Raw genomic sequence first — 21,644 nt, 5'->3', positions numbered from 1 at the left:
AAGTGAAACGGCAGCAATTACTTATTGGACTCGTGTTATTTTTGATTTTCCCGCCAGGTATTTCAGCTAATGCTTGGAATATTCCATCACTTCCATCACTTCCATCACCTTCCCCTTTCGAAAAAGTAGTTATGATTTTTTCAACAAAGGGAACTCCCAACAAGGTAGAAATAGAGAATTATCTAAAGAAGTATCCTACACTCAAACTTAGGGCCCTTTTTACCGAAACATTCAATGGGTTTTCTGTTGGCGGTTCAAGAAAGGACTTACTCCAGTTATCACAAATGTATCGCAAAATTTCAGCTACCTATGATAACCAATCCTACAGTGTTGAAAAGCTATATCCGTCTGCATTATCTTTAATCGGGGCAGAGAGGGCACAAAATTATTATGATTCTAAAGGCAACCGTCTGACGGGAAAGGGAATTAAAGTAGGGGTCATTGACACTGGGATTGACTACACCCATCCGGATTTAAAGTCCAATTATAGTGGTGGCTACGATCTAGTTGATGGGGATAATAATCCACTGGAGACACAGATCCACGAAGGAGAACCAACTATTCATGGGACACATGTTGCTGGAATAATTGGTGCAAACGGAAGAATGAAAGGTGTTGCGCCTGATGTAAAGATTTACGCGTATCGTGCATTAGGGGCGGGTGGCAGTGGGACTACAGAGCAAATATTGGCTGCAATAGAAAGAACAGTTAAAAGTAAAATTGATATCATTAATCTTTCCTTAGGTTCTGATGTTAATGGTCCAGATTTACCGATTAGCATAGCTTTAAATAAGGCTGTAGAAAAAGGAGTTGTGGCAATTACCTCTAATGGTAATTCGGGTCCAAATCTCTGGACAGTAGGAACACCGGGAACATCTTTAAAAGCAATTTCGGTAGGGGCGTCTACCCCTGTGTTGAAAGTCCCTTATTTGTCAGCAGTTCAGTTAGACAAGCCAATCAAACTACTTCCATTTGTAGGAAGTGAAAAGTGGAACTTAAACCATACATATCCAGTTGAATATGTCGGAATCGGAAAAAAGAAAGATATGATAAATGTTGCCGGAAAAATTGCACTTATAAAACGCGGAGAGATAGAGTTTACAAAAAAGGTAAAAAATGCAGAAGATGCAGGTGCGGTTGGGGTAATTATTTTTAATAATACGAAAGGATCGTTCGTAGGGAAAATAAATAGTGAAACAAAGATTCCTGCAGTTTCGATATCCATGCTTGATGGGAAAAGTTTAATCCCCAAAAAAGTCCCTATTCTGGCATCAACCATTTACAAAGTGGAAAAAGATCTTCTAGCCGATTTTAGCTCAAGAGGTCCCGTAACGGTAAATTGGTCAATTAAACCTGATATTACAGCCCCTGGTGTTGCAATTAAAAGTACAATTCCTAATAAAGGTTATATTGAATTACAAGGAACAAGTATGTCTGCACCTTACATTGCGGGAGCAGCAGCTTTAATAAAACAAGCTCATCCAGAGTGGGGACCGAATGAAATTAAATCTTCAATTATGAACACGGCAACAGTTCTTCATGATGAGAAAGGAAATCGGTATAAAGTTTATGAACAAGGCGCGGGAAGAATTAATATTGACCAAGCGATACATACCGAAACATTAATTTCACCAGGCAGTCTCTCGTTTGGAAAACTTACAAATCAGTTCGATGAAAATCGAAAGCGTCTTACAATAACCAATGTAAGTAAACAGAAGAAATATTATCATTTTAAAATCTTAAAGTATGATGAAAATATAGATTGGAAACTTCCGCTACCATTTTCGTTAAAACCTGGAGAGAAAAGAACCCTGCCAATAACCGCCTTTATTAAGAGAGGTTTCCATTCAAGTGATGAAATGATTGAAGGCTATCTTTCGTTAATTGAAAAGGACAAAAGTATTGAAATTCCTTATTTATTTATCAAAAAGGAGCCGACCTTTCCGAGGTTGATGGGCTTTTCAATTGTACCTGGCGATTCTGCGAATACTTTCCGTTATGAAGTTTATTTACCTATGGGAGCAGAGGAATTTGGTATCGCATTATTTGAAGAAGACACATTAAAATTTATAGGATTTTTGGAAGAAAAGAAGAAAGTAGGGCCTGGTTTAAAAGAAAACCAAATCTCATTCACTATGCCTGAATATATGAACAAAGTAGTAGCGGTCGCTTTTGCACGGACTAATGGAAAAGAGGACACCCAAGAACAATCGCTAAAATTATTGCAAAATGATAATGGAAAAAAATAATTGTGGTTTGCTTTAAATAAAACCTATAAAATAATAAACAGAAATAATAAATAGTTTACTATAAAATTTATAAAATTTTCGAAAAACAAACTATTTATAAAATTTGATGATTTTGTGACAATTTATATGTGAATGGTTGAGATAGTGCGGTTTTTCACAGAAACCAATTGACATTGATAATACCCTATTGTATGCTAACAGAGGGTGTTGAATGATAGGGTTTTCAAGTGTGTTTTCACATCGAAAAACCTCTTGTCCATTCATCTTATGCAAGGGTCAATCTATGAGAATTGAAATATGCTAGGTACGCAAAAATGTAGTTAGTCATAAATCTTAACCAGTGTTATAGAAAATCCTTGGCTGTAGTTGAGTAGATCCTCATTTTAATACTGAACCACTAATTTTTTCATCGGACTACTCCTTGACTATTACTTGTAAATAATAGTCTTGCTTCATACAGTCCGACATTTCTTTTCGGGAGAGATCAAAAAAGACATGCCGGAACTCCAACTAATGTTTAATAGGCACCGCAAGTATATGCTGTATCTTTTATCCCTTTATGTTTTAGGTTGGGGATTTACCCAATATCAATCTGTCTTTTTAGGTTTGATTCTTGGTACTACAATTAGCTTATATAATCATTGGCTCATGGTGAGAAGAACGAAACGCTTTGGCGAAGCTATGGAAACTGGGAAAAGCTTTCGGTCCTTTGGTACTGTCACAAGAATGGTAGCCGCGGTTCTAGCAGTTATGATTGCTACTAAGTATCCTGAGTATTTTAATTTCTTATGTGTTATTTTGGGATTAGTGACATCTTATGTTGTCATTATGATAGATTTTATTATTCATCATATTATACAAACACATAAATAGCAGGAAGAGAGGTGAATTTGATTGGAACACGGAGCGCCGTTATGGGAATTTATGGGGCTTACCTTTAACCTGGCGAACGTTTTAATGATTACTGTTGCTTCACTGATTGTTTTTATTATTGCGTTAGTATCTACTAGAAGATTAGCGATGAAACCTACAGGTATGCAGAACTTCTTTGAGTGGGTTATGGACTTTGTTAAAGGGATTATTAAGAGTAACATGGATTGGAAAACAGGTGGTGCCTTTCACGTACTGGGCATAACAATTATTATGTACATCTTTGTTTCCAATATGTTAGGTCTTCCATTTTCAGTAGTAATAAATGGAGACTTGTGGTGGAAATCACCAACAGCTGACCCTACCGTCTCATTAACTCTAGCGGTAATGATTGTTGGATTAACACATTTCTATGGAGTTAGACAAAAAGGGTTTGGTGGATATTTAAAAGGCTTTAAAGAGCCATTTGCATTCATGGTTCCATTCAAAATTATTGAGGAGTTTTCAAACACATTAACATTAGGTCTCCGTCTTTACGGAAACATCTATGCTGGTGAAATTCTACTATCGCTTTTAGCAGGTAGTCTTGCAGCATCTGGTGTTGGTGGCTGGATTGGAGCAATCATTCCAACACTTGCATGGCAAGGATTCTCAGTATTTGTTGGATCAATTCAAGCATTTATTTTCACTATGTTAACAATGGTTTATATGGCACACAAAGTGAGTCATGACCATTAATATAATTTTTCGTCCAAATAGGACAAAGACTATTTTTATAAAAAAATTTTTTTATACATTTAAAGGAGGAACTTTATAATGAGTTTGGGTGTAATCGCAGCAGCAATTGCTATCGGTTTAGGTGCACTAGGTGCAGGTATTGGTAACGGTCTTATTGTATCTCGTACAGTTGAGGGGATTGCTCGTCAACCAGAAGCACGTGGTATGCTTCAAACAACTATGTTTATCGGGGTTGCGTTAGTAGAGGCCCTACCGATTATCGCAGCGGTAATCGCGTTCATGGTTGTTAATAAATAGTATTAGCATTCAAAATGGCGAAGATCATCTGATAGAACCTTCGCCATTGCTTTATGTTACGAAAAGCAAAAGCGCCGTCGCGCTGGAGCTAGATAGTAGGAAAAGGCTATGTATTTCGCTTAAGGGTAACAAGTGAAATACCATTAAATAGATAGAAAAGATACTTTCATTTAAGACCTGCTGTATTTCATACATGAGGCAGGTATTGACTCTTGAAGGGAGTGAATAGAGCGTGTTAACAAGTAGTTTTATACTTGGAGTAGCTGAAGGTGGACATAAATTTTTGAACACTGGTGATATTATTTTCCAGTTGCTCATGTTTATTATATTGTTGGCATTACTTAAAAAGTTTGCGTGGGGCCCGCTAATGGGAATCATGAAGCAACGTGAAGAATATGTTGCAAACGAAATTGAAGCAGCGGAAAAAAGCCGTGCTGAAGCAAGCAATCTATTAGAAGAACAACGTGCACTATTAAAAGAAGCACGTGTAGAAGCACAAGGGTTAATTGAAAATGCGAAAAAACAAGGCGATCTACAACGTGAAGAAATCATTACTACAGCACGTACTGAAGCGAATCGTCTAAAAGAAAGTGCAAAAGTAGAAATCGAACAACAAAAAGAATTGGCAGTTGCTGCTTTACGTGAACAAGTGGCGTCTTTATCTGTTCTAATTGCTTCTAAAGTAATTGAAAAAGAATTAACTGTAGCTGATCAAGAGAAGCTAATTAATGACTATATTCAAGAGGCAGGAGAAAAACGATGAGTAACAATGCAGTTGCAAAACGCTATGCTACCGCGCTTTTTGAGCTAGCCAAAGAACAAAATCTTTTGGAACAAGTTCAAGACGAACTTCGTGCCATAAAAAAAGCTATTAAAGATAATCCTGAATTAATTAATCTCTTAACGTCTCCAAAGTTCTCTTCTGAAAAGAAAATTGAAATGATTAAAGAGATTTTTCATTCAGCTTCAAATGTAGTTATAAATACACTCATGGTATTAACTGAACGCCATCGTGTGAATGAAATAACAAGTGTTGCAGATGAATTTATCGAACTTGCTAACATGAATAGCGGAATAGCAGAAGCAATCGTGTATTCTACTAGAGCGTTAAATGCTAGTGAAAGCGCAGCAATATCATCTGTTTTTGCAAAAAAAGTTGGCAGGGTTTCATTAAATATTGAAAATGTTATCGATACGGATCTTCTCGGTGGAGTGAAGGTTCGAATTGGAAATAAAATATTCGACGGTAGCCTACGAGGCAAACTAGACCGTCTAGAACGCAATTTAATTAGTTAAATTTAACATGAGGGGTGAAATTCATGAGCATTAAAGCTGAAGAAATCAGCGCGCTGATAAAAAAGCAAATTGAAAATTATCAGTCTGAAATGAAGGTTAGCGATGTTGGTACTGTTATTTCAATCGGTGACGGTATTGCTCGTGCTCATGGTCTCGACAATGCAATGTCTGGTGAACTTGTAGAGTTTTCGAACGGAGTAATGGGTCTTGCTCAGAACTTAGAAGAAAACAATGTAGGTATCATTATTCTAGGACCATATACTGATATTCGTGAAGGCGATGAAGTTCGCCGTACTGGTAGAATCATGGAAGTTCCTGTAGGTGAGGAGCTAATTGGACGTGTAGTCAATTCACTAGGACAGCCTGTTGATGGTTTAGGACCTATCAACACTTCAAAAACTCGCCCAATTGAAAAGAAAGCACCTGGTGTAATGGCTCGTAAATCTGTACATGAACCACTACAAACAGGGATTAAAGCAATCGATGCACTTGTACCAATTGGTCGTGGTCAACGTGAATTAATCATTGGTGACCGTCAAACTGGTAAAACAACTGTAGCAATCGATGCTATTATTAATCAGCAAGACCAAGATATGATTTGTATTTATGTAGCAATCGGACAAAAAGAATCAACTGTTAGAAGTACTGTAGAAACTCTTCGTAAACATGGTGCATTAGATTACACAATCGTTGTTACGGCTTCTGCAGCACAACCATCACCATTATTATACCTTGCACCTTATACAGGTGTAACAATGGCAGAGGAATTTATGTACAATGGTAAGCATGTTTTAATCATCTATGATGATCTATCAAAACAAGCTGCTGCATATCGTGAGCTTTCCTTGTTATTACGTCGTCCTCCAGGTCGTGAAGCATATCCAGGGGATGTATTCTACTTACATTCTCGTTTATTGGAGCGTGCTGCTAAGCTAAACGATGATTTAGGCGGCGGTTCGATCACTGCTCTACCATTCGTTGAAACGCAAGCGGGAGATATTTCTGCTTATATTCCAACAAACGTAATTTCTATTACAGACGGTCAGATTTTCTTACAATCAGACCTATTCTTCTCAGGTGTACGACCAGCGATCAATGCAGGTCTTTCTGTATCCCGTGTAGGTGGATCAGCCCAAATTAAAGCAATGAAAAAGGTATCTGGTACATTGCGTCTTGACCTTGCTTCTTTCCGTGAGCTTGAATCATTTGCTCAATTCGGATCTGATCTTGATCAAACAACACAAGCAAAATTAGCTCGTGGACAACGTACAGTCGAAGTATTAAAGCAAGATTTGAACAAACCAATTAAAGTTGAGAAGCAAGTAATGATTCTTTATGCTTTAACAAAAGGGTTCTTAGATGATATCCCAGTTCAGGATATTGTTCGTTTTGAATTAGAATTCTACACTTGGTTAGATGCAAATCGTGCTGAACTTCTTGGTCAAATTCGTACAACTGGTGGACTTCCAGCTGACGAGGATATGGCTTCAGCTATCAATGAATTTAAGAAAACATTCTCTAAATCAGAATAATGTTTTTTGCAAATAAAAGTAATAACGAAGGCCCCGGGTCCCTTTTGGAAATTGTCCTAAAGGGTGCGGCCTACTTAAAAACAAGGGTGGTGAGAAATAGTGGCATCCTTACGTGATTTAAAATCTCGTATTAATTCGACGAAAAAAACAAGTCAAATTACAAAAGCGATGCAAATGGTTTCTGCATCTGCGTTAAATAGAGCAGAAATGAATGCAAAATCTTTCGTTCCATATATGGAAAAGATTCAAGAGGTTGTTGCAAGCATCGCATTAGGAAGTAAAGATGCTAGTCATCCAATGCTTGAAACACGCCCTGTTAAAAAAACTTGTTATTTAGTCATTACATCTGACCGTGGATTAGCAGGAGCATATAATAGCAGCGTGTTAAAATTAGTTCATAATAAAATTCGTGAAAGACATCGTTCAGAAGATGAATATGTCATTGTTGCGATTGGACGCGTCGGCACAGATTATTTTAGAAATCGTAATATGAATGTCGTATTAGATGTTATTGGACTTCCCGATCATCCTTCATTTGCGGATATTGTGAAAATCACGAATAAAACAGTAAGTATGTTTGCTGATGGTACGTATGATGAACTTTACATGTACTACAACCATTTTGTAAATGCAATCAGTCAAGAAGTAACGGAGAAAAAACTGTTGCCGCTAACAGATATTACTTCATCAAATAAGCTTATTTCTTATGAATTTGAACCTTCTGCAGAGGATATTTTAGAAACATTGCTTCCTCAATACGCTGAAAGTCTTATTTATGGAGCGTTATTAGATGGTAAAGCAAGTGAGCATGCAGCCAGAATGACTGCGATGAAAAATGCAACAGATAACGCGAAAGAACTGATCGATTCGTTAACACTTTCTTATAACCGTGCACGCCAAGCCGCAATTACTCAGGAGATTACTGAAATTGTTGGTGGAGCTGCAGCACTCGAATAGATTGTTTTGTTAAACCAATAGAATACAAGGAGCTTAGGGGAAAATTAAGATTACCTAAGTCTTTCTTTAATGCAAGATAGGAGGGAAAATGATGAACACTGGACGCGTTCTTCAAGTAATGGGTCCGGTTGTTGACGTCAAGTTTGAAAACGGTCAACTTCCAGATATTTATAATTCGTTAAAAATTCAATATAAAGCTCAAACTGCGACTGAAGTTGATATTGATTTAACTTTAGAAGTTGCACTTCACTTAGGTGATGATTCCGTTCGTACAATTGCGATGGACTCTACTGATGGGGTTCAACGTGGTATGGAAGTAATTGATAGTGGTGCACCTATTTCTGTTCCTGTAGGTGACGTAACACTAGGTCGTGTCTTTAACGTATTAGGAAATACAATCGACTTAAATGATGAAATTCCTGCAGATGTACGTCGTGACCCAATTCACAGATCTGCACCATCATTTGATCAACTCTCAACTGAAGTTGAGATTCTTGAAACAGGAATTAAAGTAGTAGACTTACTTGCTCCATACATTAAAGGTGGTAAGATTGGTCTATTCGGTGGTGCCGGAGTAGGTAAAACAGTATTGATTCAAGAACTTATTAATAATATTGCCCAAGAACATGGCGGTATTTCTGTATTTGCCGGTGTAGGTGAACGTACACGTGAAGGAAATGACCTATATTGGGAAATGACTGATTCAGGAGTTATTAAGAAAACAGCGATGGTTTTTGGTCAAATGAATGAACCACCTGGTGCACGTATGCGTGTTGCATTAACGGGCTTAACAATGGCTGAATATTTCCGTGATGTTCAAGGTCAAGACGTGCTTCTATTCATCGATAATATTTTCCGTTTCACACAAGCAGGTTCTGAAGTATCCGCCCTTTTAGGTCGTATGCCATCTGCCGTTGGTTACCAACCAACACTTGCTACTGAAATGGGTCAATTACAAGAACGTATTACATCTACAAATGTAGGTTCTGTTACATCTATCCAAGCAATCTACGTTCCTGCCGATGACTATACAGATCCGGCTCCAGCAACGACGTTTGCCCACTTAGATGCAACAACAAACTTAGAGCGTAAACTTTCAGAAATGGGTATTTACCCTGCAGTGGATCCTCTTGCATCAACATCTCGTGCACTTTCTCCTGAAATTGTTGGTGAAGAGCACTACAATGTTGCACGTCAAGTACAACAAACATTGCAACGCTATCGTGAATTACAGGATATTATTGCTATCTTAGGAATGGATGAACTTAGTGACGACGATAAGTTAATCGTGGCCCGTGCTCGTCGTATTCAATTCTTCTTATCTCAAAACTTCCACGTTGCAGAGCAATTTACAGGACAAAAAGGTTCATATGTACCTGTAAAAGAAACTGTAAAAGGATTTAAAGAGGTATTAGAAGGAAAATATGACCATCTTCCAGAAGATGCATTCCGTCTTGTTGGTTCAATCGAAGATGTTATCAAACAAGCTAAAGAGATGGGCGTAGAGGTATAATAAGGGACCAGGAGGATCGCAAAATGAAGACATTAAAAGTCAGTATTGTCACTCCAGACGGCCCAGTGTATGATTCAAATGTTGAAATGGTAAGTACAAAAGCCCAAAGTGGTGAGTTGGGTATTTTGCCGGGACATATTCCAATGGTAGCACCACTACAAATTGGTGCTGTACGACTAAAAAACGGCAATAACACTGAGCTTGTAGCAGTAAGCGGTGGTTTTCTTGAAGTACGTCCAGAGCAAGTAACCATTTTAGCTCAATCAGCTGAAAAGGCAGAAAGCATTGACATAGAGCGTGCAAAAGAAGCGAAGTCTCGTGCGGAAGGTCGAATTCAATCAAACCAAGCTGAAGTAGATCGAGTGCGTGCAGAGTTAGCATTAAGACGAGCAGTAAATCGTATTAATGTTTTCGAACACCGTTTCTAAAATATGCTTATAACACCTTCTGATCTATTCATCAGAAGGTGTTTTTAAATCATGTATTACATTTTTTGAAAGGAGAAATACAAATGGTTCCCGAATTTGGTCAACAAGCTTTGCTCAGCATAATCTCTCATTTGTTTTTTATCGTTTTAACATTTTGGGCACTTGGAGCTTTAAACTTTGAAAAATTATTAAAACCTAATCGTGTTATACAAGCAAGATTACTTTATGTTTTTATTACCATCGCAATTGGATCCGCAATAAGTAACTTCTTCTTAGATTACCTGCTATGGTCAAAACAGATTCCTCTTTTATTTTAAAAAATGTCATCATTTCGTAATAATTGGTCTATCTTTCCTGTATCAAATTGAATAGATATTGATTATGATTTATTTTATATGTGAAATTTGTTACTTTCTTCAGTTTAAAACGTCTAAATAAAAGGGCAGATAAATTTTTATATTTTCATTTCGATTGTCAAAAGATGACGACTTTTCCTAAGTATGTAGTCTTCCGTACTGGTAAAGACTTTAACTAAGGAGAGGGGAATCCAAATGAAAAAAAACATATTATATCTGTTAACGATAACCATTTTTTTTAGTTTGTTATGTGCAACTATTGGGAATAGAACGGTATTAGCAAATTTTACTACTGATTTAGATACTTTAATCAATGGAATAGAACATCAACATGGAAAAATTGCTGAATGGTCTCTATATACAAGAGAATCAATAAATGTTTCTTCAAAAAGTGATTGGTTAAATCAGGTGGACTTATTAAAAGAGCAATTTCCTCACTTGGAGTGGGATGTGAGGGAAGAAAAAGGGCAGTGGCAAGCTGAAGGTTTCTCAAGAAAAAAAAATATTGTCGAATCAATAAAACTTTTGTCGACCCCTACAAATAACCAATATACTTCGTATTTAATATATGAGGTAAAAGGTACTCATTGGAATAGCCAAATTGCACTCAATGTGAATAAATCAATAGGTGTGAAATTGGATGCTCTTTACAGTAAGAAACCAGTGATTTTCTCTTGTATCAAAGGCGAATTCAGTGATAAAATGGATAAGGTTTTATTGTCTGAAGTAAGTCAAATATTGACAAGCTTACATGCGGATGAAAAAGAGGCATTAAAAGAAAAAGATTTTATTTCTATTTCTGCATATTCACCAAAGATTATGCAATCAATCCCAACAAAAGATAATCGAATGAATTTGCAAATTGGCTTACGAAAAACTGGAATGGGCGCCAATACGAGCTTTGTAATTGGCACACCTATCATAACGATTGAATATTAATATAGAGAAAATGGACGCGGAGGGGAATACTTTTGGAAAAAATCATCGTCCGCGGCGGAAAACGGCTAAACGGTACGGTTCAAGTTGAAGGTGCAAAAAATGCTGTACTGCCTGTTATCGCTGCATCATTGTTAGCTAGTGAAGGAAGAAGTATTATTCGTGATGTACCATCACTCTCCGATGTATATACAATTGGTGAAGTGTTACGATATTTAAATGCTGATGTAACGTTTCAAGAAAATAAAATATCTGTAGATGCATCAAGAGAGTTATTAATTGAAGCTCCATTTGAATATGTAAGAAAAATGCGTGCTTCTGTCCTTGTTATGGGACCACTTTTAGCAAGAATGGGAAAAGCACGTGTTGCATTACCTGGTGGTTGTGCGATAGGCTCAAGACCAATCGACTTACATTTAAAAGGCTTTGAAGCAATGGGAGCAAAAGTAAAAGTCGGGAATGGCTTTATCGAAGCCGAAACAGAGGGCCGCTTAAAAGGCGCAAAGATCTATTTAGATTTCCCAAGTGTTGGCGCAACGCAAAATATTATGATGGCTGCAACTTTGGCAGAAGGAACATCAACAATTGAAAACTGTGCGAAGGAACCAGAAATCGTAGATTTAGCTAATTACTTAAATAAAATGGGAGCATCTGTAAAAGGTGCAGGAACAGGTACAATTCGTATTGAAGGTGTAGAACGTCTATACGCAGCCGACCACACAATCATTCCAGACAGAATAGAAGCAGGTTCATTTATGATTGCCGCTGCTATTACTGGTGGCAATGTACTGGTAAAAGGAGCTGTTCCTGAACATTTAACATCGCTGATTGCTAAGCTTGAAGAAATGGGCGTAACAATCATTGAAGAAGAACAAGGCCTTCGTGTAATTGGTCCTGAAAAACTTAAAGCAGTTGATATTAAAACTATGCCACACCCTGGGTTCCCGACTGATATGCAATCACAAATGATGTCTTTATTAGTTGTCGCAGAAGGTACAGGTATGATAACAGAAACGGTTTTTGAAAATAGATTTATGCATGTTGAAGAATTCCGTCGAATGAATTCGGATATAAAAATTGAAGGTCGATCTGTTATTATTAATGGACCTTGTCAGCTTCAAGGAGCAGAAGTATCTGCAACGGATCTTCGTGCAGCAGCTGCCTTAATTATTGCTGGATTAAGAGCAGAGGGTTATACAAGAGTAACTGAATTAAAACATTTAGATAGAGGTTATCTAAATTTTCATCAAAAATTAGCATCATTAGGCGCAGATATTGAAAGAGTCAATGATGAGGTCGAAGTTACCACAGAGCGAAAAGAATTTATTTCTGAGCAACTTTAATCACAGGAAAAAACCCAAATTTATGTTTGGGTTTTTTATTTTTTAGGCTTTGTTAAAGTTCAGTGTTATAATCAACGGACATTTGATTAATGCTTTAAATGATAGAAACTTTTTTTATCCTAAATCGGTATACATATAAAAGGAGTGAGAAGATGAAAAAGGGAAGTATGATCTTAATTGGTATCGTCGTTGTTATAGCCATTTGTGTTATAGCAGCTATTTCTAGCTATAATGGTTTTGTTTCTGCAGAAGAGAATGTTAATCAAAAGTATTCAAATATTGACACACAACTCCAAAGAAGAGTTGATTTAATCCCTAACCTAGTAAACACAGTAAAAGGTTATGCCTCACATGAAAAGGAAGTTATTAAAGATGTCTCTGATGCTCGTGCTAAGCTCGCAGGAGCTAAAACACCTGAAGACCAAGCAGCAGCCAATGATAACCTTTCAGGCGCATTAAGCCGGCTTCTTGTAGTAGTTGAAAAATATCCTGATTTAAAAGCAAACCAAAACTTTCAGCAACTAATGGATGAGCTTGCTGGAACTGAAAACCGAATAGCTGTTGCTCGAAAGGATTATAATGATGAAGTTGCCGTGTACAATAAAAAGGTCAAACGATTCCCAGGAGCGATGATGGCAGGTATGTTTGGGTTTGACCAAAAGCAATACTTTAAAGCTCAGAATGGGGCTGAGGAAGCTCCTAAAGTTGATTTTGAGGGGAATGGTCAATGATCAAAAAGACGCTTCTTAGCATATGTATTGTTGCTGTATTAGCAATAAGTTTGTTAGGAAGAATCGCCAGTGCGGAAATACCTAATCCAACCGGAGATATTTATGTACAAGATACCGCAAATGTTTTAACGCAAGATGAAAAATCAGAGTTAATTCATCTCGGAAGACAGATAGATGATCAAACAAAAGCTCAAGTTGCCGTATTAACCGTTCCAACCCTTAACGGCCAAGATATCGAATCCTATGCAAATACTGCTTTTAGAAAGTTTAAACTAGGTAACAAAGAATTAAACAACGGAGTGTTGTTACTCGTAGTTATGGGTGATAAGAAAAGTGAAAGGAAGATCCGGATAGAGGTTGGATACGGGCTAGAGGGTGCACTACCTGATGGTAAGGTAGGCAGAATTCTTGATCGATATGCGCTTCCATATTTAAAAGATAATAAAGCCGATGCAGCTATTGTGAATACGTATAAACAGCTTTTAAATGAAGTGGCAAATGAATATAACATAGAGGATGTTGCAAAGGCACAACCTTACGAACAAGAAACCTCTTTTTCTACTTGGAAAGTGCTATTAATAGCCATTGGAATCATCATATTAATTATTATTGATATGAAATTTTTTGGTGGTGCATTAACATATGTGTTGATCAATCTCCTTTCCTCTATTATGAGAAATGGCGGAGGAGGGAACGGCGGAAATCGTGGTGGCGGTGGAGGCTCTTCTGGTGGCGGTGGAGCGAGTCGAAATTGGTAAAAGGCAGAAATGAATTTGTTAATTGCAAATTCATTTCTGCCTTTTTCTTATGTCCAAGCGCATAACCCCGACAAGGCGCCTTGCGCTTTTCTAGTCATAAAAGCTTGTCCCATCCCATATGTATGAAAGGAGGAAAATAATAAATCACAAATATGGAGGCATCAAGCATGAAACATATTAAGCCAATCGTCCTTGTTAGTATCCTAATTCTCGCCGTATCATTCGCCATTCCATCGCTCCTTGTATTGCCTTTTTCAAAAGATAAGGCAAGTGGAAAGCTTGATGAAAATATGAAAGAAAAGAATACAAGTACATTACAATCATCTATTGATATTGCTGTTTTCAGAAATACTAGTCAAAAGGTTGAACAAGTACCACTTGAAGAGTATGTAGTAGGAGTAGTTGCTTCAGAAATGCCTGCAACCTTTGAAGAGGAAGCACTCAAGGCACAGGCATTGGCAGCACGAACATATATTGTTAGACATTTATTAAGTGGGAATAAAGGTGTTCCTAAAGGTGCAAATGTAACGGATACGGTAAATGATCAGGTATTTCAAAATAAAAAGGAATTGAAAAAAAATTGGGGTAAAAAGTACCAAAAAAATATGAATAAAATCACAAAAGCAGTAAAAGCAACCGAAGGAAAAATACTAACTTACGATGGAAAGCCAATCTTTGCCTCATTTTTTTCAACGAGCAATGGATATACAGAGAATTCAGAGGATTACTGGGCAAACGCAATTCCATATTTAAAAAGTGTGGAGAGCCCATGGGATAAAAAAACGCCCGGATATCAAGACAAACTAGAATTAGCGGTTAACGTTGTTGAGGAGAAACTAGGGGTGACCTTAAAAGACGGTCAAGAAGTGAGTACGAACCCTACATTAACCGAAGGTAAAAGAATTGGGACGATAATAATCGGAGGAAAAAAATTTACTGGCAGAGAAGTACGTGAAAAATTAGGTCTTCGTTCCTCCGACTTTAATTTAGTCAGAAAAGGAAATACTATTATCGTGACAACAAGAGGTTTTGGTCATGGGGTAGGGATGAGCCAATATGGAGCAAACGGTATGGCTCGAAGTGGAAAAAATTATAAGGAAATTGTACAGCATTATTACAAAGGGATAAAGATCGCCGAATCAAAGCAATTTCTAGATAAAGTAACAGCAAAAAAATAATGTAAAGCCCAAATAGCTTGTATTTTACAGGCTATTTTTTTATTTATTAAAAAATTTTCATAAAAATGTATATATTTTCGCATTTGTGTTCAAAATGGTTGCTGAGGTGATGAAAATGAGAGAGGAAGAAAAGAAACTAACTTCTCAAAAAAAGGGTAAAAAAAGCTTCTTTAAAAAACGTTGGGTTTATCCTGCTATTTATCTAGCAAGTGCTGCATTAATTATTTCAGCAATCTTTTGGTACCAATCATCAGGTAATCAAACAGCAAAAAATGAATTTGGTATGCAAGGGGATAAACAAGGCAAAAATGGCTACAAAAATCCTGCGGTTGAAGTAGGCAAGTCTGTAGAAAACTTTAAATGGCCAGTCAAAAATACTGAACAGGCCCAAATTGACAAAGAATTCTATGACGAAAAAGCTTCTGAAGACAAGCAAGAGGCTGCAATGATTGTTTATGGTACAACGTATCAACCTAATCGTGGAATTGATATTACGATGAAGGATGCAAAAGACTTTGAGGTTGTTGCCGCATTAAGTGGTACTGTTTCAAAAGTGGAAGATGATTCTGTACTTGGAAACGTTATTGAAATCCAACATGAAGATGGTGTCGTTACACAATATCAATCCATTAAAGATTATAAAGTAAGTGTTGGAGATAAGGTAAAGCAAGGACAAGTTATTGCTACTGCAAGTACGAGTCAATTAAGCGAAAAAGCTAAAACACATCTTCACTTTGAAATTAGAAAAGACAATATAGCTGTGAATCCTGTTTCTTATTTTGATAAACCAGCATCTTCGATTAAAGAAGTTATAAAAGAACAAACAGTTGATCAAAATAACGAAAAATCAAATGATACATCAAATGATACAAGTGATGAATCAAAACAACAGGATAATAAAGAAGACAACTCAAAAGGCACTGATCAAGAAGATACACAAGGATAATGATAAAAAGGGCAGAATTTAATAGATTCTGTCCTTTTTCATTTGTTTTTGAAGTAATATCTTAAAGATTTTGTCGTGTGAATGAATGCATTTTTATTTATCTGAAATTTTAGCAATAAACCTTGTCCTTATTATGGTTTTTGTGCATATATTTTAACCCAAGCTAATAAAATGTTACAAACTTGACAAAAACAAAGAGAGTGTTTGAGGTGAGGAATCGTTAAACATAGATCCTATAGATTTAGTTATATATTTGATTAGTCTCAGTACCCATAGAAGGTGTTTGAACCACTTTCTGCCACATATGAGAGAAGAGGTTTAAGTATCATATGAGGAATACAATATTTTCAGTCGATAATAAACGAGTCTCATTTCACACTTCTCACATCCAATTTGGGGAGGGCGAGTGGTGTGCACGATTACATCAAAGAGAGAACTATCAAGATTGGAAAGTATATCGTGGAGACGAGAAAAACAGTTCGCGTAATAGCGAAGGAGTTTGGCGTGTCCAAAAGTACTGTCCACAAAGACCTTACAGAACGATTACCAGAAATAAATCCGGAACTTGCCAATGAAGTAAAGGAAATATTAGATTATCATAAATCAATACGCCATCTTCGTGGTGGTGAAGCAACTAAACAAAAATATAAAAAAGAAGAATTTCAAAGTAATTAGGGGAATGTGGAGCAATCTAAATAAGATTGCTTCTTTAACTTTTTAAAAATGATGTCCAGCTGCAGCACCTAGCCCCTCGAGGTCAAATAACCTTCGACCATTGAAGTTAAAAGGCAAACTTCATTTGTCGAAGGTTATTTGCTTGTCGGGGCTGAGCAAGGCGCTTCCGCTTTTCTGTCTATAAGAAAAGTTTCATATATTTTTTCCATATTTTTAAAAATATTTTGTGACAATTCATTCCTAAAATCGACAAAAATATGCTAGAATATTAAATTAGGGAAATAAAAACATTTGGACAAAAAACTTTACATAGATAACCCTTTAAATGCACGATTTAAGATGGAAGGAGTATAAATTAAATGTTTGCAAAGGATATTGGAATCGACTTAGGAACAGCGAATGTATTAATACATGTAAAAGGACAGGGGATCGTTCTAAACGAGCCATCTGTCGTTGCTATTGATAAAAATGTGAATAAAGTATTGGCGGTTGGTGAAGAAGCTCGTCGCATGGTTGGACGAACTCCGGGAAACATAGTGGCAATTCGACCTTTGAAAGATGGGGTTATTGCTGACTTTGATGTGACTGAAACGATGCTTAGACATTTTATCAATAAATTAAATGTAAAGGGATTCTTATCAAAGCCGCGGATCTTAATTTGCTGTCCTACTAACATTACAAGTGTGGAACAAAAAGCTATTAGGGAAGCAGCTGAAAAAAGCGGTGGAAAAAAGGTTTACTTAGAAGAAGAGCCAAAGGTTGCCGCGATTGGAGCTGGAATGGATATTTTTCAGCCAAGTGGGAATATGGTAGTCGACATTGGTGGTGGAACAACGGATGTTGCTGTTCTTTCTATGGGTGATATTGTTACTTCCGCATCAATTAAAATGGCTGGAGATAAATTTGATACCGAAATCCTTCAATACATTAAAAAGGAATACAAGCTACTAATTGGAGAACGTACGGCAGAAAATATTAAAATTAATATAGGTACAGTATTCCCTGGTTCTAGAAATGAGGAAATGGAAATTCGCGGTCGTGATATGGTTACAGGTCTCCCACGAACTATTTCTGTAAACTCAAAAGAAGTTGAATCAGCGCTGAGAGAATCGGTTTCTGTAATCGTGCAAGCGGCTAAAAATGTGTTAGAGAAAACTCCTCCAGAGTTATCTGCTGATATCATTGACCGTGGAGTGATTTTAACAGGCGGTGGCGCTCTTTTACACGGAATAGATCAATTACTAGCGGAAGAGTTAAAAGTCCCTGTATTAGTGGCTGAGGAGCCAATGGACTCGGTTGCTATTGGTACGGGAATTATGCTTGAGAATATGGATAAAATTGCAAGCAGAAGATTTTAATAGTCATTACGACTTCAAATATAATATTGGCGGGTGTAGATAATGTTAAGAGGCTTTTATACAGCAGCATCAGGAATGATTACTCAACAGCGAAAAACGGACTTGTTGACAAACAATATGGCAAATTCTAATACACCGGGATTTAAAAGTGATCAATCAACAATAAGAGCATTTCCTGAAATGTTGTTACAACGACTTGACAAGAAATCTATCCCAGTTGAAAATAGTATTTCTTATTCTAGGTTTCAAAATATAGGATCCCTCAATACAGGTGTATATTTGCAGGAAGCTATCCCGAAATTTTTACAAGGCGATATGCAAGAAACGGGTTTAAAGACAGATTTAGCTATTATTGATTTAAATGGAAACAAAAGCAGTGCTTTTTTTACCGTTCAGGATCAAAATGGAGAAACGAAATATACCCGCAATGGTAATTTTACCATCGATCCCAATGGATATCTTACTACTGCAAATGGTCTTTATGTTTTGGATAATCAGCAAAATAGGATTCAATTAAACAGCGATCAATTTGAGGTTGACAATAACGGAACAATAACTGCTGATGGGACAAGAGCTCGATTAGGTATCGTGTATACAAATAATCCCGAGGACTTATTAAAAGAAGGGGACGGTTTATATCGTACAGAAAATAACCGCGGCCTTCCAAATGCAGCCAATAACCAATATCGTCTTCAGCAAGGATTTCTTGAACGATCGAATGTGGATATCTCACAAACAATGACTGACATGCTTTCAACGTATCGTTCATTTGAGGCAAATCAAAAGGTTCTTCAGGCATACGATAAAAGCATGGAACGAGCAGTAAATGAAATTGGTCGTGTAAATGGTTAAGAGAAAATTAATGTGAGGGAATCGAATTGTGAATAGATCAATGATAATCGCATCTAATACAATGAATCAACTGCAAAAACAACTTGATATTATTAGTAATAATATGGCCAATGCAGATACAAATGGGTTTAAAAAAAGGGAAGTTACTTTTACAGACCTTTTAGCGCAATCCTTTAATAATCAGCCGAATAAAAACGACGAAATAGGTAGACTAACGCCTACAGAAATACGTTTAGGGACAGGTGCAAAAATGGCACAATCCCAGCTTGTATTGACCCAGGGAAATCTTAAAGAAACGGGCAGACCGTTAGATGTAGCTTTAATGAATGAAAAGCAATTCTTTAAAGTGTTGACAAATAATAATGGAAAAAATGAAATTTGTTATACACGTGATGGAAACTTTTCATTCTCACCGATGGGTACGAATGAAGTGGTCCTGGTCAACAATAGTGGTTATCCAGTACTAGATGAAAATAATCAGATGATTATTTTTAACAAAAATGCAAAGGACTATGCCATTTCGGATAACGGAAAGATTACTGTTAAATTAACAAATGGCGAACAACAAACAGCTAATTTAGGCATGGTGTCGGTAAAAAAACCTCAGTTTCTTGAACAAAAGGGAGAAAATCTCCTAGGTATTCCCGAAACTACGAATACAAACATCAATGATGTTTTAACCGAGATGACGGGTCAATTAAGAAATCAAATATCAATGAAACAAGGTTCACTTGAGGCATCTAATGTCGATACAGGAAAAGAAATGACAGACTTGATTAATGTTCAACGCTCATATCAATTTCAATCGAAAGCTATTACGATGTCAGATCAAATGATGGGTCTAATTAATGGTATTCGTTAAAAGGGGTTAATTCAATGACGGAAAAGGAAATCCAACACAATCCAAAGACACGTGAACAATTTAAAAAAGAAAAAGTAAAGAAATCACCAAAAGAAAATAAGAAGGTACGTGTTCGACTATTCCCAATTTGGTTAAGGGTGATAATCGTTGTCTTTACTTTGTTCATAAGTTTGATACTTGGTGTTATTATTGGTTATGGAGTAATTGGAGATGGAAAACCGATGGACGCATTGAAAAAATCTACCTGGACCCATATAATTGATTTAGTGAACAAAAAATAGGAAAGGGTGGACACCCTTTCTTTTTTAATTTAGTTTGGAGGTTTTTTTCAATGTTAGATATTCAACAAATTAAAGAGATTATTCCACATCGCTATCCTTTTTTACTTATCGATCAAATTTTAGAAGTAGAAGAAGGCAAAAGTGCTGTTGGAGTAAAAAATGTAACTGGTAATGAAGACTTTTTTAATGGACATTTTCCTGAATATCCAGTTATGCCGGGTGTACTAATCGTTGAAGCTCTTGCACAAGTCGGTGCAGTAGCCATGCTAAAAAAGGAAGAAAATAGAGGGCGACTTGCCTTTTTTACTGGAATTGATAACTGTCGCTTTAAGCGTCAAGTAAAGCCTGGTGACCAATTAAGACTTGAAGTGGAAATGATTCGTTTTAAAGGGCCGATTGGTAAAGGAAAAGGTGTAGCAACAGTGAATGGTGAATTAGTTTGCGAAACAGAAATGATGTTTGCGCTAGGTAAGTAACTTTTTGAAAGAGATTTGTGAAAACAAATCTCTTTTTTTGTATTCATTTGTATTGTGAGGGAATATTAATGTCAGACCGAAATTATGGTCCCGAAAAACAATATGAAAAAGGTGATTAATAATATGGGTAAACTATTGAAAATAGTAGGAGGTTCACTTCTTGCAACCATGCTACTATTTGGCTGTGCAAACAATGACCAAAAGCCACCGCCACCTAACGATAATAACGGAGTAAATGATGTGGACAAAAATGACGTAAATGATAATAATACTCCAGACGTGAAAAATAACAATTTAGATAATAGCGATCTAAATAATAATAAAACTGATTTACACGACGATAATACAAATGACACAGACAATAAAATTGATAAAGAAGATACAGACTTAAATATGAACACCAATCCCAATAAAGACAAGGATAAAAATAAATAAACGATCCATTACGAGCACCTTTTTCATTTCTTTTGAGGGAGAGGGTGCTTGTCTAAATATTGCAGTTTTGTTCCTGTTATATCTTACTTTTTGGAACGGCAAAGCGCGTCTTTTTCTTTAAGCGGTTTGAAAATTCCTGCACTAATTCATCCCCGCTATAACCTTCATTGACTAATTCAGTTAGTAATAACTCGGCATATTTACTTCGTTTCACATTTAGATGTCCTTCAAGTAATACGCTTATATTTTTTTCGAATTTTTTTATCCCTCGAATATGTGTGCTAAATGGGGCAGGGTCATTGCCCTCATGAGTGATAATTACTTGGACATCAACATCTTCGTTTTTTTGCTGTATTATGCGAAAATAATCATAAAATTTACTATCCGTGTATGCCTCTATTAGCCAAGTTGCTTTCCCGTCTTCTTTATTAATGATTAAGCCATCTTCTAAAGGGATATTCATCATATTTCCATCATCAACGATTTGTAAAGAAACAATTTTGAAGGTTTTCATTTAAACTCCTCCTCCATATTTAAAACAAATTATATCACACTATCTTTGAATGAAGAAAATACA

Annotated in this window: 25 protein-coding genes; 24 read left to right on the top strand and 1 reads right to left on the bottom strand. The window is 36.5% G+C overall.

Annotation, left to right across the window (positions count from 1 at the left end; all coding sequences use genetic code 11):
- Window positions 1–2 precede the first annotated feature (2 nt).
- The 24 genes from I5776_RS19980 to I5776_RS19865 all read left to right on the top strand — a co-directional run bounded on the left by I5776_RS19980 (window position 3) and on the right by I5776_RS19865 (window position 21,067).
- Complete coding sequence (locus tag I5776_RS19980; protein ID WP_202778240.1) at window positions 3–2,249, top strand: S8 family serine peptidase; 2,247 nt, start codon at window positions 3–5, stop codon at window positions 2,247–2,249.
- A 495-nt stretch (window positions 2,250–2,744) separates the two neighbouring features.
- On the top strand, window positions 2,745–3,122 hold the full coding sequence (locus tag I5776_RS19975; protein WP_202778239.1) for an ATP synthase subunit I: 378 nt from the start codon (window positions 2,745–2,747) through the stop codon (window positions 3,120–3,122).
- Window positions 3,123–3,143: 21 nt separating this feature from the next.
- Window positions 3,144–3,857 carry a F0F1 ATP synthase subunit A gene (atpB, locus tag I5776_RS19970; protein ID WP_202778238.1) on the top strand — a complete coding sequence of 238 codons (714 nt, stop codon included), beginning with the start codon at window positions 3,144–3,146 and terminating at the stop codon, window positions 3,855–3,857.
- A gap of 78 nt (window positions 3,858–3,935) precedes the next feature.
- Window positions 3,936–4,154 carry a F0F1 ATP synthase subunit C gene (gene atpE / locus I5776_RS19965; RefSeq protein WP_058005271.1) on the top strand — a complete coding sequence of 73 codons (219 nt, stop codon included), beginning with the start codon at window positions 3,936–3,938 and terminating at the stop codon, window positions 4,152–4,154.
- A gap of 232 nt (window positions 4,155–4,386) precedes the next feature.
- Entirely contained in the window at window positions 4,387–4,917 is a 531-nt protein-coding gene (gene atpF / locus I5776_RS19960; RefSeq protein WP_202778237.1) for a F0F1 ATP synthase subunit B, read from the top strand.
- Complete coding sequence (locus I5776_RS19955; RefSeq protein WP_202778236.1) at window positions 4,914–5,450, top strand: F0F1 ATP synthase subunit delta; 537 nt, start codon at window positions 4,914–4,916, stop codon at window positions 5,448–5,450. The genes atpF and I5776_RS19955 overlap by 4 nt, the downstream gene beginning before the upstream one ends.
- A 23-nt stretch (window positions 5,451–5,473) precedes the next feature.
- Window positions 5,474–6,982 (top strand): F0F1 ATP synthase subunit alpha, encoded by a 1,509-nt coding sequence (atpA, locus tag I5776_RS19950; protein WP_202778235.1) that lies wholly within the window; start codon window positions 5,474–5,476, stop codon window positions 6,980–6,982.
- 99 nt (window positions 6,983–7,081) lie between these two features.
- Window positions 7,082–7,939, top strand: a complete 858-nt coding sequence (locus I5776_RS19945; RefSeq protein ID WP_202778234.1) for a F0F1 ATP synthase subunit gamma — start codon at window positions 7,082–7,084, stop codon at window positions 7,937–7,939.
- A gap of 91 nt (window positions 7,940–8,030) precedes the next feature.
- Window positions 8,031–9,452, top strand: a complete 1,422-nt coding sequence (gene atpD / locus I5776_RS19940; protein WP_202778233.1) for a F0F1 ATP synthase subunit beta — start codon at window positions 8,031–8,033, stop codon at window positions 9,450–9,452.
- Window positions 9,453–9,475: 23 nt separating this feature from the next.
- Window positions 9,476–9,880 (top strand): F0F1 ATP synthase subunit epsilon, encoded by a 405-nt coding sequence (locus tag I5776_RS19935; RefSeq protein ID WP_202778232.1) that lies wholly within the window; start codon window positions 9,476–9,478, stop codon window positions 9,878–9,880.
- An 83-nt stretch (window positions 9,881–9,963) separates the two neighbouring features.
- Complete coding sequence (locus tag I5776_RS19930; protein WP_202778231.1) at window positions 9,964–10,197, top strand: DUF1146 family protein; 234 nt, start codon at window positions 9,964–9,966, stop codon at window positions 10,195–10,197.
- Window positions 10,198–10,431: 234 nt separating this feature from the next.
- The gene (locus tag I5776_RS19925; protein ID WP_202778230.1) at window positions 10,432–11,175 is read left to right on the top strand and encodes a YwmB family TATA-box binding protein; all 744 of its coding nucleotides are present in this window, start codon (window positions 10,432–10,434) and stop codon (window positions 11,173–11,175) included.
- A gap of 32 nt (window positions 11,176–11,207) precedes the next feature.
- Window positions 11,208–12,515 carry a UDP-N-acetylglucosamine 1-carboxyvinyltransferase gene (gene murA, locus I5776_RS19920; protein ID WP_202778229.1) on the top strand — a complete coding sequence of 436 codons (1,308 nt, stop codon included), beginning with the start codon at window positions 11,208–11,210 and terminating at the stop codon, window positions 12,513–12,515.
- Between the two features lie 152 nt (window positions 12,516–12,667).
- On the top strand, window positions 12,668–13,246 hold the full coding sequence (locus I5776_RS19915; protein WP_202778228.1) for a LemA family protein: 579 nt from the start codon (window positions 12,668–12,670) through the stop codon (window positions 13,244–13,246).
- Window positions 13,243–14,004 (top strand): TPM domain-containing protein, encoded by a 762-nt coding sequence (locus I5776_RS19910; RefSeq protein ID WP_202778227.1) that lies wholly within the window; start codon window positions 13,243–13,245, stop codon window positions 14,002–14,004. The genes I5776_RS19915 and I5776_RS19910 overlap by 4 nt, the downstream gene beginning before the upstream one ends.
- Before the next feature lie 167 nt (window positions 14,005–14,171).
- Window positions 14,172–15,182 carry a stage II sporulation protein D gene (gene spoIID, locus I5776_RS19905; RefSeq protein ID WP_202778226.1) on the top strand — a complete coding sequence of 337 codons (1,011 nt, stop codon included), beginning with the start codon at window positions 14,172–14,174 and terminating at the stop codon, window positions 15,180–15,182.
- Window positions 15,183–15,276: 94 nt separating this feature from the next.
- Complete coding sequence (gene spoIIQ, locus I5776_RS19900; protein ID WP_246483853.1) at window positions 15,277–16,128, top strand: stage II sporulation protein SpoIIQ; 852 nt, start codon at window positions 15,277–15,279, stop codon at window positions 16,126–16,128.
- A 411-nt stretch (window positions 16,129–16,539) separates the two neighbouring features.
- Window positions 16,540–16,803, top strand: a complete 264-nt coding sequence (gene spoIIID / locus I5776_RS19895; protein WP_066231193.1) for a sporulation transcriptional regulator SpoIIID — start codon at window positions 16,540–16,542, stop codon at window positions 16,801–16,803.
- Between the two features lie 359 nt (window positions 16,804–17,162).
- Window positions 17,163–18,161 carry a rod shape-determining protein gene (mreB, locus tag I5776_RS19890; RefSeq protein ID WP_202778225.1) on the top strand — a complete coding sequence of 333 codons (999 nt, stop codon included), beginning with the start codon at window positions 17,163–17,165 and terminating at the stop codon, window positions 18,159–18,161.
- 42 nt (window positions 18,162–18,203) lie between these two features.
- Window positions 18,204–19,013, top strand: a complete 810-nt coding sequence (locus tag I5776_RS19885) for a flagellar hook-basal body protein (protein ID WP_202778224.1) — start codon at window positions 18,204–18,206, stop codon at window positions 19,011–19,013.
- A 28-nt stretch (window positions 19,014–19,041) separates the two neighbouring features.
- Entirely contained in the window at window positions 19,042–19,875 is an 834-nt protein-coding gene (locus I5776_RS19880; RefSeq protein WP_202778223.1) for a flagellar hook-basal body protein, read from the top strand.
- A gap of 14 nt (window positions 19,876–19,889) precedes the next feature.
- Entirely contained in the window at window positions 19,890–20,156 is a 267-nt protein-coding gene (locus I5776_RS19875) for a DNA-directed RNA polymerase subunit beta (RefSeq protein WP_202778222.1), read from the top strand.
- Between the two features lie 50 nt (window positions 20,157–20,206).
- Window positions 20,207–20,632: a 3-hydroxyacyl-ACP dehydratase FabZ gene (fabZ, locus tag I5776_RS19870; RefSeq protein ID WP_066231207.1), complete on the top strand. Its 426-nt coding sequence runs from the start codon at window positions 20,207–20,209 to the stop codon at window positions 20,630–20,632.
- An 84-nt stretch (window positions 20,633–20,716) separates the two neighbouring features.
- The gene (locus I5776_RS19865; RefSeq protein ID WP_202778221.1) at window positions 20,717–21,067 is read left to right on the top strand and encodes a hypothetical protein; all 351 of its coding nucleotides are present in this window, start codon (window positions 20,717–20,719) and stop codon (window positions 21,065–21,067) included.
- Window positions 21,068–21,143: 76 nt separating this feature from the next.
- On the opposite strand, the gene I5776_RS19860 is transcribed toward I5776_RS19865, so the two are convergent.
- The gene (locus tag I5776_RS19860) at window positions 21,144–21,581 is read right to left on the bottom strand and encodes a YwpF-like family protein (RefSeq protein WP_202778220.1); all 438 of its coding nucleotides are present in this window, start codon (window positions 21,579–21,581) and stop codon (window positions 21,144–21,146) included.
- Window positions 21,582–21,644: the final 63 nt, after the last annotated feature.

It is taken from the genome of Heyndrickxia vini (assembly GCF_016772275.1).
Classification (GTDB): domain Bacteria; phylum Bacillota; class Bacilli; order Bacillales; family Bacillaceae_C; genus Heyndrickxia; species Heyndrickxia vini.
The sequence above is the reverse complement of the archived record's forward strand: the minus strand, read 5'-3'. Positions and strand labels throughout refer to the sequence as shown.